This window comes from Actinomyces sp. Z16 (genome assembly GCF_003111765.1).
GTDB classification, from domain to species: Bacteria; Actinomycetota; Actinomycetes; order Actinomycetales; family Actinomycetaceae; genus Actinomyces; species Actinomyces glycerinitolerans.
Window position 1 is genome coordinate 2,722,522 of sequence record NZ_CP027862.1, and the last position, 15,087, is coordinate 2,737,608.

The 15,087-nt window shown below is 67.7% G+C and carries 12 protein-coding genes; 3 read left to right on the forward strand and 9 right to left on the reverse strand.

The window, feature by feature from the left end:
• Positions 1–83: 83 nt before the first annotated feature.
• From C3B71_RS11395 to C3B71_RS11405, 3 genes are all read left to right on the forward strand, one after another.
• Positions 84–2,210 (forward strand): M13 family metallopeptidase, encoded by a 2,127-nt coding sequence (locus tag C3B71_RS11395; RefSeq protein WP_108968149.1) that lies wholly within the window; start codon positions 84–86, stop codon positions 2,208–2,210.
• 453 nt (positions 2,211–2,663) lie between these two features.
• Positions 2,664–3,623 (forward strand): hypothetical protein, encoded by a 960-nt coding sequence (locus tag C3B71_RS16715; RefSeq protein WP_108968152.1) that lies wholly within the window; start codon positions 2,664–2,666, stop codon positions 3,621–3,623.
• Positions 3,624–3,646: 23 nt separating this feature from the next.
• Positions 3,647–4,732, forward strand: a complete 1,086-nt coding sequence (locus C3B71_RS11405) for an LCP family protein (protein WP_108968154.1) — start codon at positions 3,647–3,649, stop codon at positions 4,730–4,732.
• A 134-nt stretch (positions 4,733–4,866) separates the two neighbouring features.
• Here C3B71_RS11405 and C3B71_RS11410 read toward each other — a convergent pair whose 3' ends face one another.
• From C3B71_RS11410 to C3B71_RS11450, 9 genes are all read right to left on the reverse strand, one after another.
• Positions 4,867–5,970 (reverse strand): glycerate kinase, encoded by a 1,104-nt coding sequence (locus C3B71_RS11410; protein ID WP_108968156.1) that lies wholly within the window; start codon positions 5,968–5,970, stop codon positions 4,867–4,869.
• Positions 5,971–6,014: 44 nt separating this feature from the next.
• Positions 6,015–7,019 (reverse strand): 2-hydroxyacid dehydrogenase, encoded by a 1,005-nt coding sequence (locus tag C3B71_RS11415; RefSeq protein WP_108968158.1) that lies wholly within the window; start codon positions 7,017–7,019, stop codon positions 6,015–6,017.
• Between the two features lie 51 nt (positions 7,020–7,070).
• Positions 7,071–8,531, reverse strand: coding sequence for a xylulokinase (locus tag C3B71_RS11420; RefSeq protein WP_108968160.1), 1,461 nt, complete (start codon positions 8,529–8,531; stop codon positions 7,071–7,073).
• A gap of 43 nt (positions 8,532–8,574) precedes the next feature.
• Positions 8,575–9,402 (reverse strand): class I fructose-bisphosphate aldolase, encoded by an 828-nt coding sequence (locus C3B71_RS11425; RefSeq protein ID WP_073328666.1) that lies wholly within the window; start codon positions 9,400–9,402, stop codon positions 8,575–8,577.
• A gap of 143 nt (positions 9,403–9,545) precedes the next feature.
• Entirely contained in the window at positions 9,546–10,613 is a 1,068-nt protein-coding gene (locus C3B71_RS11430; RefSeq protein WP_199912497.1) for an alcohol dehydrogenase catalytic domain-containing protein, read from the reverse strand.
• The gene (locus C3B71_RS11435) at positions 10,610–11,467 is read right to left on the reverse strand and encodes a DeoR/GlpR family DNA-binding transcription regulator (protein ID WP_159097685.1); all 858 of its coding nucleotides are present in this window, start codon (positions 11,465–11,467) and stop codon (positions 10,610–10,612) included. Before C3B71_RS11435 ends, C3B71_RS11430 begins: the two co-directional genes overlap by 4 nt.
• Before the next feature lie 163 nt (positions 11,468–11,630).
• Positions 11,631–12,956 (reverse strand): MFS transporter, encoded by a 1,326-nt coding sequence (locus C3B71_RS11440; RefSeq protein WP_073328661.1) that lies wholly within the window; start codon positions 12,954–12,956, stop codon positions 11,631–11,633.
• A 178-nt stretch (positions 12,957–13,134) separates the two neighbouring features.
• Positions 13,135–14,070, reverse strand: coding sequence for a ribokinase (locus tag C3B71_RS11445; RefSeq protein WP_108968164.1), 936 nt, complete (start codon positions 14,068–14,070; stop codon positions 13,135–13,137).
• Positions 14,067–15,008 carry a sugar phosphate isomerase/epimerase family protein gene (locus tag C3B71_RS11450; protein ID WP_108968166.1) on the reverse strand — a complete coding sequence of 314 codons (942 nt, stop codon included), beginning with the start codon at positions 15,006–15,008 and terminating at the stop codon, positions 14,067–14,069. Before C3B71_RS11450 ends, C3B71_RS11445 begins: the two co-directional genes overlap by 4 nt.
• Positions 15,009–15,087: the final 79 nt, after the last annotated feature.

Below are 15,087 nucleotides of genomic sequence, written 5' to 3' on the forward strand. Positions count from 1 at the left end.
GAGATTGTGCCCCACGCGAACAGCTCCGACGCCCTCAGCTAGCGAATACGGGCGGATGTGCAACCGCGGGCTAGCGTTGCGCCATGACTGAACCGACTGCTTCCCCCGCCGGCGCCGACGCCCCGGCGGCGCCCGCCGACTCCGATGCCGCCGTGCTGGCGGGCGTGTACGAGATCGCCGCCGCCGACGCCTCCGTGCGGCCGCAGGACGACCTGTACCGCCACGTCAACGGGAGCTGGCTGAGCGGCACGCAGATCCCCGCCGACCGCCCGGCCACCGGCTCCTTCCTGGTGCTGCGCGACGCCGCCGAGGCCGCCTGCCGCGACATTCTCCAGGAGTTGGCAGACGCCCCGCACGACGACGTTCCCACCACCTCCGCGGGCAAGCTCGGCGCCCTGTACGCCGCCTTCCTCGATGAGGAGCACGTCGAGCAGCTCGGTGCCGGCCCGTTATCCCCCGAGCTGGAACCGGTCCTTGTGGCGGCGGACAAGGAGGCGCTTGCCCGCGCCCTGGGCGCGCACCTGGCCGCAGGTTTTGTCGGGCCGGTAGCCATCGACGTCGAGGTCGACCTGAACGACCCGGACCGCTACACCACCTGGATGGCTCAGTCGGGCCTGGGCCTGCCGGACGAGTCCTACTACCGGGAGGAGAACCGCGCCGAGATCCGCCAGGCGTACGTCGCCCACGTGGCGCGCATGCTGGAACTGGCGGGTCTGCCGGAGCAGTTGGGGGCCGGCGCGGACGCGCTCGCCGGACGCATCATGGCGTTGGAGACGGCGTTGGCCAAGGGGCACTGGGATGTGGTGGCCTGCCGCGACATTGAGAAGATCAACAACCCTACGACCTGGGATGACCTGACGGCTTCCGCACCCGCCTTCCCCTGGCGGATCTGGCGCGAGGGCGTGGCCGAGGCCGTCGCGGCCGCGGATGCGCCGCTGGGGACCCTGCTGGAGCACACGATCGTCGAGCAGCCCGACTACCTGGCGCACCTGGCGCAGGTGTGGCAGGACACGCCACTGGCGGACCTGCGCGCCTGGGCGGCCTGGCATGTGGTGCATGGCCGCGCCACCCTGCTGTCGAAGGACTTCGTGGAGGAGAACTTCGACTTCTACTCCCACAGGCTGCAGGGCGTGGACGAGCTGCGGGCCCGCTGGAAGCGCGGAGTGGGCCTGATCGAGGGAACGTTGGGGGAGGCGCTGGGCGAGCTGTACGTGGCCCGGCACTTCCCGCCCGCCCACAAGGCGCGCATGGAGCAGCTGGTCGCCCGCCTGATCGAGGCCTACCGCCAGTCGATCTCCGCCCTGGACTGGATGAGCCCGGCCACGCGCGAGCGCGCCCTGGAGAAGCTGTCCCTGTTCACGCCGAAGATCGGCTACCCGAGCAAGTGGCGCGACTACACCGCCGTCACGGTCACGCCCGGCGACGTCGTCGGCTCGGTGCGCTCGGTTGAGGCCTTCGAGCTGGCCCGCGCCCTGCGCAAACTGGGCGGCCCGGTGGACCGGGACGAATGGCACATGACCCCGCAGACGGTCAACGCCTACTACAACCCGACCATGAATGAGATCGTCTTCCCGGCGGCGATCCTGCAGCCGCCCTTCTTCGACCCGGACGCCGACGACGCCATCAACTACGCCGGCATCGGCGCCGTGATCGGTCACGAGATCGGCCATGGCTTCGACGATCAGGGCTCCACCTTCGACGGGCACGGCAAGGTGACCGACTGGTGGACCCAGGCCGACCGGGAGGCCTTCGAGGCCCGCACCCATGCGCTGATTGCCCAGTACGACGCCTACCGTCCGGCGGCGCTGGTGGCGCGGGCGCAGGCCGAGGGCAAGGACGGCGATGCCGTCCCCCATGTCAACGGGGAACTCACGATCGGGGAGAACATCGGCGACCTGGGCGGCTTGGGCATCGCTCTGAAGGCCTATGCGCTGGCCCTGGCCGACGCCGGCATCGGTTCGGTGGCCGAGGCGCCGGTGATCGACGGCCTCACCGGCCTGGAGCGCTTCTTCTACTCCTGGGCCCGCATTTGGCGTAACAAGAGCCGGGACGACTACGCCGAGCTGCTGCTGACGATCGACCCGCACTCCCCCGCGGAGTTCCGCTGCAACGGAATTGTGCGCAACGTGGATGCCTTCTACGAGGCCTTCAACGTCACCGATCACGATGCACTGTGGCTCCCGCCGGAGGAGCGCGTGAGCATCTGGTGAGGCGCCGGGCCGGGCGAGGCGGCGTGAGGCGAAGTCAGCCGGCCTGACGGGGCGGGGTACGCAGGCGCGGGGCCCGGATGGGCGGCTCTCCGCGCATTGGGGCGGGCCGACCCCGCAGGCGCAGGGGGTACCGCGCTCTTCCAGTTGGACCCCTGTCCCCCCGTTGGACCGCCGTATCCGCCGGTTACAGCGGTCCAACGGGGCGTGGGCGGTCCAAGCAGGGGCAGACGGTCCAAGTAGGGGCAGACGGTCCAACGCCCAAACGCGAAACGCCAGACTCACCGGGCCTTAGGTCCCAGCTATGAGACTGATGTGACACCTGTTGCACCATATGGAAGCGGGATCACAAAGAGATCACACGAAAGGGACTTGTCTTCAAACCGAGATCAAGGAAGGCTTGGCTGAGTCCGGCGCTCCCCGCGCCGCACCTCGTCTATCCCATCTGGAGGATTCATGCGTCTCGGACGCCCCATCACCGCCATCGGTGCCGCCGCGCTCGTTGCCGCCGGCGTCGTCGTATCGACCCCGGCATTCGCCTACACCACCGATGACGGCTTCACGCTCGACGCCCCCGACAGCCGCGTCGTCGACCCCAACTCGTCCATCACCGTGACCGGCTCCGGCTGCGGCAACTCGGAGAACCCCGGGAAGGTGGCCGTCGCCCTCACCAACGACGTGAACGGCTCCACCTACTCCACGCCCGTCACGGTTGACCCCGGCACCGACGGCACCTGGACCGCCACCGTGGACCTGTCCACCGCCGTCGCCGAGGTCGGTGGCGACCCCAACGAAGACCCCTGGTACGTGGCCGCTCAGTGCCTCAGCTACAACGGTGACGAGAGCGACACGGCCGGCGAGCGGATCATCCTGGACGGCACCGACTTCTCCGGCAATTACACGATCAGTGGTGCGGCCGGATCCCAGACCTTCGAGATCACGGCCTCGGGCCTGACCCCGGGCGAGACCGCCACCGCCACCCTGATCCGCCAGGCCGACGCCGAGTCGGCCGACGCCACCCCCGTGGCCACCATCGGCTCCGGCACCGTTGACGCCGATGGCAACTTCAACGGCACCTTCCCCGCCCCCTCCGTCCCCGACGGAACCTATGTGATGCGCCTGACCGGCTCCCGCTACGGCGAGGGCGGCGACTCCACCTCCCTGATCACCGTCACGAACGGCGCGTACAACCTCGCCGCCCGCGACAACAACTCCGACGACACCGCCATCACCCAGAACGACCCCACCACGACGACGGCGGACAACACCTCCGCGACCGTGGCGGTCGCCGTTCCGGCCAAGGCCTCCAGCAAGCAGCTGGCCAAGACCGGTGGTGAGGGCCTGGTCCCGGCCATTCTCGCGGCCGGCCTGCTCGCCTCCGGCGCCGTGCTGCTGCGCGCCCGCCGTCACGCCTGATTGCTGACTAGTCTGCCCGGGTGATGACCTCATCGGAGAACTCGCCCACAACGGTCGGCTTCCTCGCCCGCGCCCACCAGGCACTTTCCGCCTGGTGGGCGCGGGCGCGTACATGGGGACGCAGGCACCCGCTGCGCGCCGCCATCTGCGCCGTTCTCGCCGTGCTGCTGGTTCTCGGAGTGGGAGACCTCGGTCTGCTGTGGACCCGCCTGGACCGCTTCGACGTCGATCTGCCCGGCAGTGCCTCCGGCGGTGCCACCGCTGCGGGGGATACGGCGGAGACCTGGCTGGTTATCGGCACCGACTCGCGCACCGATCTGCCCGACGGACCCGCCCGCTACGGCGGCGTCGAGGAGGTGGGCGACGGGGCGCGCGCCGACGTCGTCGCGCTGGTGCAGCCGACCGCCTCCGGCTTGAACGTGCTGGTACTGCCGCGTGACCTGACCGTGGCACAGGGGCAGCTGTTCGACGAGCGCCTGACCACGTCCTTCCTGCAGGGCGCCCAATACACGGTCGATGCCCTGTGCACCGCCTACGGTGTGGCAGCCGACCACGTGGTCACGGTCGACATGGCCCAGTTCGCGGACATCGTCGACGCCCTGGGCGGGGTTGAGGTCGAGGTCGATGAGCCCGTACGCGACGCCTACTCCGGGCTCCAGATAGATGCCGCGGGCACGCAGCGCCTCAACGGTGTGGACGCCCTGGCGCTGGTGCGGTCGCGCCACCCGGAGGTCCTTCGCGATGGGCGGTGGGTGGCGCTGTCCGAGCAGGAGGGTGCCGAGCGGCGCAGCCGCTTCACCGGCGTCGTCATGCGCGCCGTACTGGCGGGGATATTGGAGCGGGCACACAACCCCCTGGCGATGCAGTCACTCGCCTGGACCCTGACCGGAGACCTCGGGGTCGATTCCGGCACCGGGCTGCTCGACCTGGCGCGCCTGGCCCGCACCGTGCGCAGCAGCACGGGTACGGATGCGGCCGACGGGGTGAACCTGGTGACCGTCCCCGCGGGGCCGGTCGGGGACGGCTTCACCGCACCCCCGACCGACGAGACCTATGCGACCCTGGCGGAATACGGATACACGCCGGGGGCATGCACTCCCGCCGACTAACTCGCCGCGATCACTAGAAGTTACGCACCGCCGCTTTACGCCCCCCGGGGCTGATTTACGACCCCGGGGTGGTCGTGAAACGGACCCCAAGATCGTAAATCGACGACGGGTCGCTGTCCCCGCACCTACTGGGGTCAACGCCGCAGGTAGTCGCCGACGGCGCGACGCAGGTTGTCCGGGCCGTGGCGCAGGGCCTGTTCCAGCGGCTCGTCGGGGGAACCGACCTTCACCAAGTCGCGCACCCCGTGTTCGAGCAGGTTTTCGGCCCCGGCCTTGATGCGCCCGGCGAAGACGACACAGGGCACGCCCGCCCCTGCGGCGAGGCGGGCGACCCCGGCGGGCGTCTTGCCCGCCAGGGTCTGGGCGTCCACAGACCCCTCCCCCGTAAGCACCAGGTCCGCCCCGACGACGGCGTCGGCGAGGCCGACCGCCTGGGCCACCAGCTCAACTCCGGGCTCAAGCTCCGCGCCGAGGAAGACCCGCAGGGCGAAGCCGAGCCCGCCTGCGGCTCCCGCCCCGGGCGTGTCCGCCTCCGGCTCGTGGCCGGATACCCGGGCGACGTGGGCCAGGGCATGGTCCAGAATCGGCACCATCTCGGAGGTGACGCCCTTCTGCGGCCCGAACACGGCGGTGGCGCCGGTAGGGCCGGTGAGCGGGTTGGTCACGTCGCAGGCGACCTGGAAGCGGGTCTCGGCCAGCTGCGGGACGAGCCCGGAGGTGTCGATCTCGGCGATCCGCTCGAACCGCCCCGGATAAGGAGCGATCTGCGCTCCGTGTTCGTCCCGCAGCCCGGCTCCGAGGGTGGTGAGCATGCCCAGGCCGGCGTCGTTGGTGGCCGAACCGCCGATGCCCAGGATGATGCGTCGCGACCCGCGGCCCACGGCGTCCCTGATGAGCACTCCCAGCCCGGCGGTGTTGGAGTGCAGGACGTCGCGGTCGGCGGGGGCGATGAGCTCCAGGCCGGCGCAGCTGGCCACGTCCATGACGGCGCGATCACCGTCGAGCCCGTAGGTGGCCTGGATCGGCCGGCCCAGGGCGTCGACGGTGGACACCTCCACGAGCTCGGCGCCCCAGGCGGCGGTGACCGCGTCCACGAAGCCCTCCCCGCCGTCGGACATCGGCACCATGACCGTCTCGGCGTCGGGATACACGTCGAGGACGCCGCGACGCATCGCCTGTGCGGCCTCGCGTGCCGTCATGTTCTCCTTGAAGGAGTCGGGTGCCAGAACCAGTTTCATTGGGCTGCCCTTTCGGTCTCGTGTACGCGGTGCCCGCCGCCCGGTCAGGACGCTTTGACCGGGGTGAGCGGCTCACGCCCGTCCAGCACGGCGAGGACATTGTCGACGGCGAGGCGGCACATGCGGTCGCGGGTCGCCTCACCGGCGCTGGCGGTGTGCGGGGTGAGCACGACCTGTGGACGGGCGATCAGTTCGGGGTTGACGCGGGGCTCACCCTCGAAGGTGTCGATGGCGGCGCCGCGCAGGTGTCCGGAGTCGATCGCCTCGATCAGCGCCTGCTCGTCGACGATGCCGCCGCGGGCGCAGTTGACCAGGTAGGCGCCCGGCTTCATGAGAGCGAGCGTCTCGGCGTTGATCAGGTGCCGGGTTGAGGGCAGCAGCGGCACGTGCAGGGTGACCACGTCGGCGGTGGCCAGCAGCTCCTCCTGGGTGACGATCTCCACCCCGTCCACGCTGCTGCCCAGAGGGCGGGTGGCGTCGGTGGCGATGACGCGCATGTCGAAGGCACGCGCACGCCGGGCCACCGCGCGGCCGATGCGGCCCAGGCCGATGATGCCCAGGGTCGCGCCGGCGGAGATGTCCAGGCCGACGAACATGCGCGGCCCCCACGCCCAGTCATTGCCCTCGCGGATGAACCGGTCGGCCTCGACGATGCGCCGACCGAGCGCCAGGATGAGGGCGAAGGTGTGATCGGCGGTGGCGCCGTCCAAGACACCTGGCGTGTTGGTGACCGTGACCCCGTGACGGGCGGCGGCGTCCAGGTCGATGTTGTCGAAGCCGACGGCCACGTTGGCCACCACCTTCAGGCTCGGGCCGGCCGCGGTGAAGAACTCCTCGTCGATGCGCTCGGTGAGCGTGACAATGGCGGCGTCCTTCCCGGCCACCCGTTCCAAGAGCTCCGCCCGGGCGGGCGGCGCCTCCTGGCCGATGTCGAAGCCGAGCCCGGCGTGGGAGTCGAGCTCGCGGGTGACGGCGTCGGTCAGGAGCCGGGCGACGTACACGGACTTGGTCGGCTTCACAGCCTCCACACTATTTGTCGAAGTGGTCATGGAACTGCCTTTCGTGAGGGAATGACAAATGGAGTTGGGTGGTCGGAGCGGTCAGATCTCCGGCAGGGGTTCGCGTCCGGTCGCGTCGGTCCAGGAGGCGCGGAAGGCCTCCCAGCGGTCGTCGTTGATGGCCACCCAGTCCGGCCGGGGACTCACTCGCCGGGAGACGACCTCCGGCAGCACCGCGTCGGTGACCGTCGCACCGCACATGCCCGCCGCGCCGATGGCCGGCAGGTAGGACTCGTCCACCAGGTCCAGGTCGGCATCCAGGATGTCGGCGAGCATCTGGGGGAAGGCCTCGTCCGCCCCGAAGGCCCCGGTGACGTAGATGGAGCCCGAGCCCTTGGGCACGCAGGACCCGAGCACCATGCGGTCCACCAGCAGCACGCCGTCGACGATGCCGCGGGCCACCTGTGCGCGGCTGGTCTCGCGGGTGATGTCCACCAGCCGGGCACAGGGCGCCTCGAACCACAGCGGCCCCCGCTCCCGCATGACATGCGGAATGAAGAACGGGGCGGTGACCGCGTCCTCGCGGGAGATGTCGTAGGCGGTGCGGATCATGCCGGCCACGCCGCCGTCGGCCTCGCCGAAGCCGGCCACCAGCGCACCGGTGGCCAGGGCGTCCCCACCGTTGGTAACCCCATTGATCAGCCACTCGCCCGGCCGGTTGCCGCAGCGTTGCAGGGCGGTGGCGCGGGTGTCCGGAGCGGCCAGGCAGGAGTTGATCACGTGAGTGGTGCCCATGATGAAGAACGGCTTCGTGCCCGGCCTGGTCCCCAGGGCATAGGAGGCAGCCGGGGTGTCCGCCGAGCCGACCGACACGGGGATGCCGGCGGGCAGGCCGAAGTCGGCGGCCGCCTCCGGCGTGACCGTGCCGAGGATCTCCACCGCGTGCTTGACCGGCGGCAGCGTGCCCGGATCGACCTCCAGCAGGTCGACCGTCTCCTGGATCCACCCCTGGGCCGGGTCCAGCGTGTTGAAGATGCCGGAGTAGGAGGCCTGCGTGGGGTCCAGAGCGGTCTTCCCGGTGAGCAGCGCGCCGAGCCACGTGCCGGCCATCCCGAAGGTGGCCATGCCCGCGAAGGCGTCGGTGTCATGGTTGCGCAGATAGGGGTATGCCAGCGCCATGAAGGTCGACTGCGAGGGGTGGTTCCCGGTAGCCGCCAACGCCTGCGGCGAACGCTGATCCGAATACTGGTTGAAGTAGTAGCGCAGAATGTTGTTGTCCCACACCACCCCCAGCCCGCAGGCCTTGCCGGCGGCATCCAACGGAACGGCGACCGGGCAGTGGACGTCGATACCGACGCCGGCGGCGCCGGCAAGGGCGGGTCCCAGATCGGCCAGCGCGCCGCGGATGGACTCCTCCCAGGCCCGGGGGTCAACGCGGCCCTGCACGGAGCGGGAGCGCGGGTGGGCGCAGCGGGCGCGCGCGATCACCTCCCCGCCGGCGTCGACGACGACGGCCTTGGTGGCCGAGGTCCCCAAATCGATTCCGACGAATGTGCTCATCATTGAACCTCCGTCTTCCTGTCGTCTTGGCTGACGTCGACCGCCGTCAGTCCAGCAGCTTGACGGCCTCGGACGGGGCGACGCCGTCGTGCACCACGGCCCGCAGGGCCCGGACCATCTTGGCGGGGTCCTCGGCCTGCCAGATGTTGCGCCCGCAGGTCATGCCCACGCCGCCGGCCTCCATCACCGCGGCGGCCTGCTCGAGGACGTTGATGGGCTTGGGGGCGGGGGCGCCACCGGCGGCGACCACGGGTGTGGGGACGGCGTCGACGACCTGCTTGAACTCCGCGGCGGAGCCGGTGTACCAGGTCTTGACGATGTCGGTGCCGCATTCGGCGGCGGCCCGGGCCGCGTATACCACTGACTCGGTGGAGCCCTTGCGATCGCCCCAGAGCTCACCGGAGGGGTAGGCGTGGCAGATGACCGGCATGCCCCACTTGTGAGCCTCCTCGGTGGTGGCAGACATCATCTCCAGCATGGCGACCTGGTTCTCCGAGCCCGCGGAGATACCGATGGCCAGGGCGTCGGCGCCCAGGCGGATGGCGTCGTGAACGGACGCGACGGTGGCGTCGTAGGTGGGGTGGAAGTCGACGCAGAAGGTCGATCCCTTGATGATCAGCGGGACGGTGATGTCGGTGTCCCACAGCAGGTGGCCGGCGATGCCCTTGAAGACGGTGAAGGCGTCGGGTCCGCCCTCGATGATCCGGTTGAAGGTGTTCTTGATATCGGCCAGGCGGGGTGCAACGCCGCGCGGGACCGCCTGGTCCAGGGCCACCGACATCATCCGGCCGTCCGTGCCGAGCAGGCGGCGCATACGCAGCTGGCGTCCCAGGGCGGGAGTGGTGCCGACGGGGTTGATGGAGTAGACGGACATGGTTTTCTCCTTGTTGTCATGTGACCCGGCCCTGCGCCGGGCCACTTGGGTGAAGTTGAGTAGTGAGTCGAAAAAGGGTGCGTTGACCGGGACTCGCGTCGTGAACGCGAGTCGGAGGGGTGGTTGAGAAGAGTCGCCGGGCGTTAGGCCCAGACGTCGACGCCGACGCGCATGTCGGCACCGGAGGCGGCCAGATCAATGGCCTCCGTGGCCCGATCGAGCGGCAGCTGAGTGCCGATCAGATCGGCCACCTTCAGCCGACCGTCATTGATCATTGGGGCGACCTGCTGGAAGTTCTCCAGACGGCAGGAGGATGCGCCCACGATCTCGTACTCGTTGTAGTGGATGTCGTTGGCGACGAACTCGAGCTTGGCCTCGGAGTTGAAGCCGGCGAACACCGAGATGCGAGCTCCCGGAGCCAGTAATCCGAGGTAGGGGGTCATGGCCTCGGGACGGCCGATGGCCATGATCACCACGTCGATGCCGTCGGGGGCGAAGTCCCGGATGCGGTCGGCGATGTCGTCCGACGGCGCGAGCACCAGGTCCGCCCCGGAGGCGCGGGCGATGTCGTGGCGGGCCTGGTTGGGCTCGACGGAGATGACCTGGCGCACGCCCTGCGCCTTGGCCAGGCGGATGTGGATCAGGCCGAGCGGCCCCGCCCCGGCCACCAGCACCGTGTCGGCCCCGGCCACCTTGGCCAGGTTCTGGCCGTTCAAGGCGCACGAGACGGGCTCGACGATGGCAGCCTCCCTGGGGGAGACGTTGTTGATCGGGATCAGGTTCTCGCGCGCCTGGGCGGGGACCCGCACATACTGGGAGAGCCCGCCGTCGAGCTGGTAGCCGAAGGCGACGCGGTTGCGGCAAATGTTGGGGTGCCCCTTGGAGCAGGCCGAGCAGGTCCCGCACGGGACGAGCGGGTAGACACAGACCTGGTCGCCCATGGACACGCCCTCAGGCAGCTCGCCGTTCACGGCTACCACTTCTCCGGCGAACTCGTGCCCGAGTGTGGAGGGCAGAGTCACGTTGCGGGTCTTTCGACCGGTGTAGATGCGGACATCCGTGCCGCATAGAAGGGCCCCGGTGACCTTGAGCAGGACGTCCCCCGGCGCAAGTTCGGGGATCGGCACCTGCTCAATCCGCATGTCGTTGGGGGCGTGCAGTACCGCCTTCCTCATGGTGGCGTTCAAGTCGACGGTCGTGTTGACAGTCATGATTGTTCCTTAGGATTACGTGAGTCTTTGGGGATCTGCTCGCCGGCGAGCAGAATGGTGGTGGCGCCGTGTTCCTCGAGCGCGTCGAGCTGTTCCTGAGTCGCACCGGCGTCGGTGATCAGCGCCCATTCATGGGGCAGAGGCGACCAGTAGGGGTAATCGTTCGCGTCGTCGAGCTTGGAGGAATCGGCGATGACATAGACCTGGGCGGCCTGCCGGAGCATCATCGACTTCAGCCGTGACTGGTCGTAGGTTCGCGAGGCGATGCCGCGTTCGGTGTTGACGGCGTCGGCGCCGACGAAGGCGATGTTTCCGTAAATACGGGACAGTGTCATCTCGGCGTCACCGCCGCAGATCGTCTCGTTGATGCCGCGCAGATTGCCGCCGAGGACCAGCACGTGAACGCGCTCCTGACCTACCAACCGGTTGATACAGCGCAACCCGTTGGTGACCACGGTGAGTTCGAAGCGGTTGTCGATGGCGGCGGCAATGCGTTCCGCGGTAGAGCCGGCATCGAGGATCACCAGGTCGCCGTCGTGCAGCAAAGACACCGCGACTTGAGCGATCGCCTCCTTCTCGACGACGTTGGAGACCTCCCGCTGCGCCATGGTCATTTCCCGCCGCCCCGGGGCCAGCGAGGCGCCCCCATAGGTACGGGAAATGACCTCGTCCTTCTCCAGTAGGGCCAAGTCCCGACGGATCGTGACTACGGAGACGTCCAACGCCTCGGCGAGCTCGTTCACCGACGCGCGCTTGCCCGTACCCTCACCGAGCATTTCAACGAGCCGGGCTCGCCGCCGATCCCCCTTGGTGCGGGGCTCGGCAGTCGCATTCGAACGAACGGTGATGGCCATGGTGTCTCCCTGGTCGTTTAAGACGGTCTCTAGGCGCATCGTCCCACCTCCCTTCGTCGTTGTCGTTCGTTCGTGTCGTGTGCCGCAATGGACTCGTGTGGAGCGCATCTCTCAACTGCGGGGCCGAGGCCCTTCTGCCTCCGGTACTCGTCTGTTGCTGCGCTTACACGGTGACCAAGTCCCTGGAGAAGTCGATCTGTTCGACCTTGGGAAGCATGAAGGCGAAGACCAGGGCGCCGAGGACGGATACCGCCCCGGACAACAGCAGCGGCAGGCCGAAGGCTCCGGTAGCCCCATACAGGAAGCCGATGACGATCGGGTTGAGCGCGGAGCCGATGTTGGAGAAGAAGTTCTGAGTGCCGCCCAGCACTCCGACGGTGGAGGCGGGGACGAAGTCAGCCGGTAGGCACCAGATGGTCACGATGGTGAAGGCCGAACCGAAGTAGGACACGGACATGAGCGCAAGCGCCAGTCCCGCTGTGGGGACGAAGGCCGCTCCACCGATCACGGCACACAGCAGCATGCCGACGACCAGGCAGGTCTTGCGGACCCTGGTGACACCCCAGCCGCGCTTGAGCAATGCGTCGTTGATCAGACCACCGCTCCAAGAGCCGATGATGGAGCAGATCGGGGGAATCGCGCCGAAGGCTCCAAGCTTGAGCAGGTCGAAGCCACGCTCGTCCACAAGGTAGGTGGGGAACCAGGTGAGGAAGAAGGTCACCGCGAAGTTCACGCAGAAGAAGCCGATCATCATGGCCCACACGGCGCGCTTGCGCAGCAGGATGAGTACCGGGACGGCCTTCTCGGTACCGGCCGCAGCCGCTTCGCGCTCCTCCTCATCGCGCCCCTCGTTGATGATCGCCATCTCCTCCTCACCGATTGAGCCGACAAGCTCCGGGCGGCGATAGAGCGCCCACCAGCCGAGCGACCACAGGATCCCGAGCACGCCTGCGATCAAGAAGACCCACCGCCAGCCCCACAGGCCGATGATCCCGGCGATCACAGGAGTCGCGATGGCCGAGCCGATACGCGCGCCTGAGTCATAGACGGAGGTGGCGCGAGCACGCTCCCGCTGGGGGAACCAACGGGAGACGGTCTTTGCAGATGCCGGGTAGGCACCCGACTCACCGATACCGAGGCCGAGTCTCAGCCCGAACAGCATGGCGAAGCTGCTGACCAGGAAGGTGGCACCGGTGCACACCGACCACACGAACACCGACGCGCCGAACATGACGCGCTCGCCGAACTTGTCGATCAGTGAGCCCGCGGGGATCTGCATGATCGCGTACGACCAGGAGAAGGCGGACAGGATCAGGCCCTGTTCACCGGGCGTGATGTGGAAGTCCTTGGTCATATAGGGCAGCGACACCGAGATCGCAGAGCGATCGATGTAGTTGATGGCGAGCCCGATAGCACAGACGACGGCGACCACCCACCGCCAGTTGGTCTTGCCAGACCGGCGTACCGGTACTCCAGTTGAAGTCGTCATGGATACCTCCTTGTACCTCAAAAATGAGCGGTTCACTCACATAAGGAACCGTCGACGATCGGTTCGATCATTCCGACGACACCATCGTCGCCCAGCCCCGCCACCCGGTCAAGTCAGATCGATCGATTCGACCATCTTTTCGATCGATTCGATCATCACACACCGAGTTGCTTGGGACCTAAGTACTAGACGCTTCGAACACCTCGGACCCTGCAGGCATGCTCTCCTGCGCACCAGCACCCATGGTCGTGAGTGCGCCCGCTATGGTGGCGTACTTCAGGGCGGAGTCGATGTTCTGTCCTCGCACCAGCGCGGCACACATGGTCCCTACGAACGAGTCGCCGGCACCCGTGGTGTCCACAGCATTCACATGGTGCGCCGGAACCACCTTTTGTCCCTTCGCCCCCGCATACACGGAGCCCGCCCCGCCGAGGGTCACGATCACCTCAGGCGAGATCCGCCGAAGCCCGACAGCCAGCCGCTGCCACCCGGCGATGTCCCCCGGTGCATGCTCACATCCCGCGTATGCGAGTGCCTCCTCCTCGTTCACGATGAGGTACTGGAACAGACCATGCAGCTCGTCCCCGTACGGCACGTAGGGGGCGGCATTCAGAACCGCCGGAATGTGCATGTCACGCGCTCTTCGACCGACGGAGACGACGGAGTCCGCCGGGACCTCGTTCTGGGTGAGAACCAGCCCAGGTCGGGGAATGGCGGCGAACGCAGCGTCCACGTCCGCTGGTGTGAGCCGTGCGTTGGCACCGGAGATCACCGTGGATGAGACGGTCCCGTCTGGAGTGCAGTGGACGAATCCCAAGCCGGTTGCACAGCCGTTGATCTGCGTGACACGCAGGGCAACTCCTTCCGACCCCATCCGAGAGAGGTAATCGCGCCCCCGGTCGTCGGCGCCTACCGCGCCGACGAATGTCACCGGTACTCCCAGCCGACGTGCCTGGATCGCTTGGTTGGCGCCCTTACCGCCAAAACTCGTAACAGCGTCAGTTACACAGAGCGTCTGCCCGGGTCTGGGCAACTCGTCCACGTATACGGTGAAGTCCGTGTTAAGGCTTCCAACAACCAACACGCCACCTTCCATGGGAATTGCGCCGGTCATGATCCCCCACCCCTGCCCAGCAGTTCCAGGCGCAGCGCGGCGACCTGCAGCGCATCCTGGGACTCAGCGACCTCCTGGAAACGATCAGGCTCCTGCCTATCAAGCACCTCCAAGAGGGCATCAGCCGCGGCGACATTCGCCTGCAACTCGCCAGCAGCGTCCTCCCGCACGGGGAAGGTGTCAAAGTAGATCGGGGCCTGATAGCCGCCACGCCTGAGCCAGTGCAGAAGTTCTAGGGTCTCCCATGGGTGGACGGAACCCACGATCATCCCGTCGTCACTGCCCCCATACCCGTCGTTTAGATGGATTCCATACAGCCTTCCGTCCGCGAGCAGGAGCGCAGCAGCGTGTGCGGGATAGTCGCGTGCCATGATCATGTGACAGAAGTCCAGAGTCGCACCCACATTGGGCCGATCAATACACTGAAGCAGGTAGAGGACGAAGCCGCTACTTGGAATCATCGTGTGAACGCGCTCCTCATACGGCTTGTACTCGATGCTGAAGCGCATGTCCGGGTGCTCGTCCGCCAAGCGCTGATAGACGGAAACAAGGCGCTTGGTAGCCGTCACGAAGTCCTTTTGGAAGGCGTAGTCATAGCCGTCATATCCGAGCCACAGGGTGACCAGGTCACTGCCGAGGTCTCTGGCGGCCCGTACACCGGCACCTACCAGCTCATAGGCGTCGTCGGATATACTCGTATCCGGCCCGGTGAACTCTCCGGATCGGTACTTGCTGCGGAATCTCACAGCGATCGAGTTCAGCCGCAGTCCGTTGGCAGAAAGCGCCTCTTTGACGGCCCCGACGCCTCCGTCCACCAAGTGCTCGGGATAATTGAGATCCACATAGCCGACGCCGTCCACGCCGGCGATCGCAGCGAGCGCCTCCGGCACACTCATTCCCTGTTTGATGTATGAATTGATTCTGGCCGAGTACTGCATTCGACCCCTCCTATTCCATCGGCGCCAAACGCCGAAACTGTTGGTGCTGTAAGACACGTGTAGTGTTGATCCGCGACGT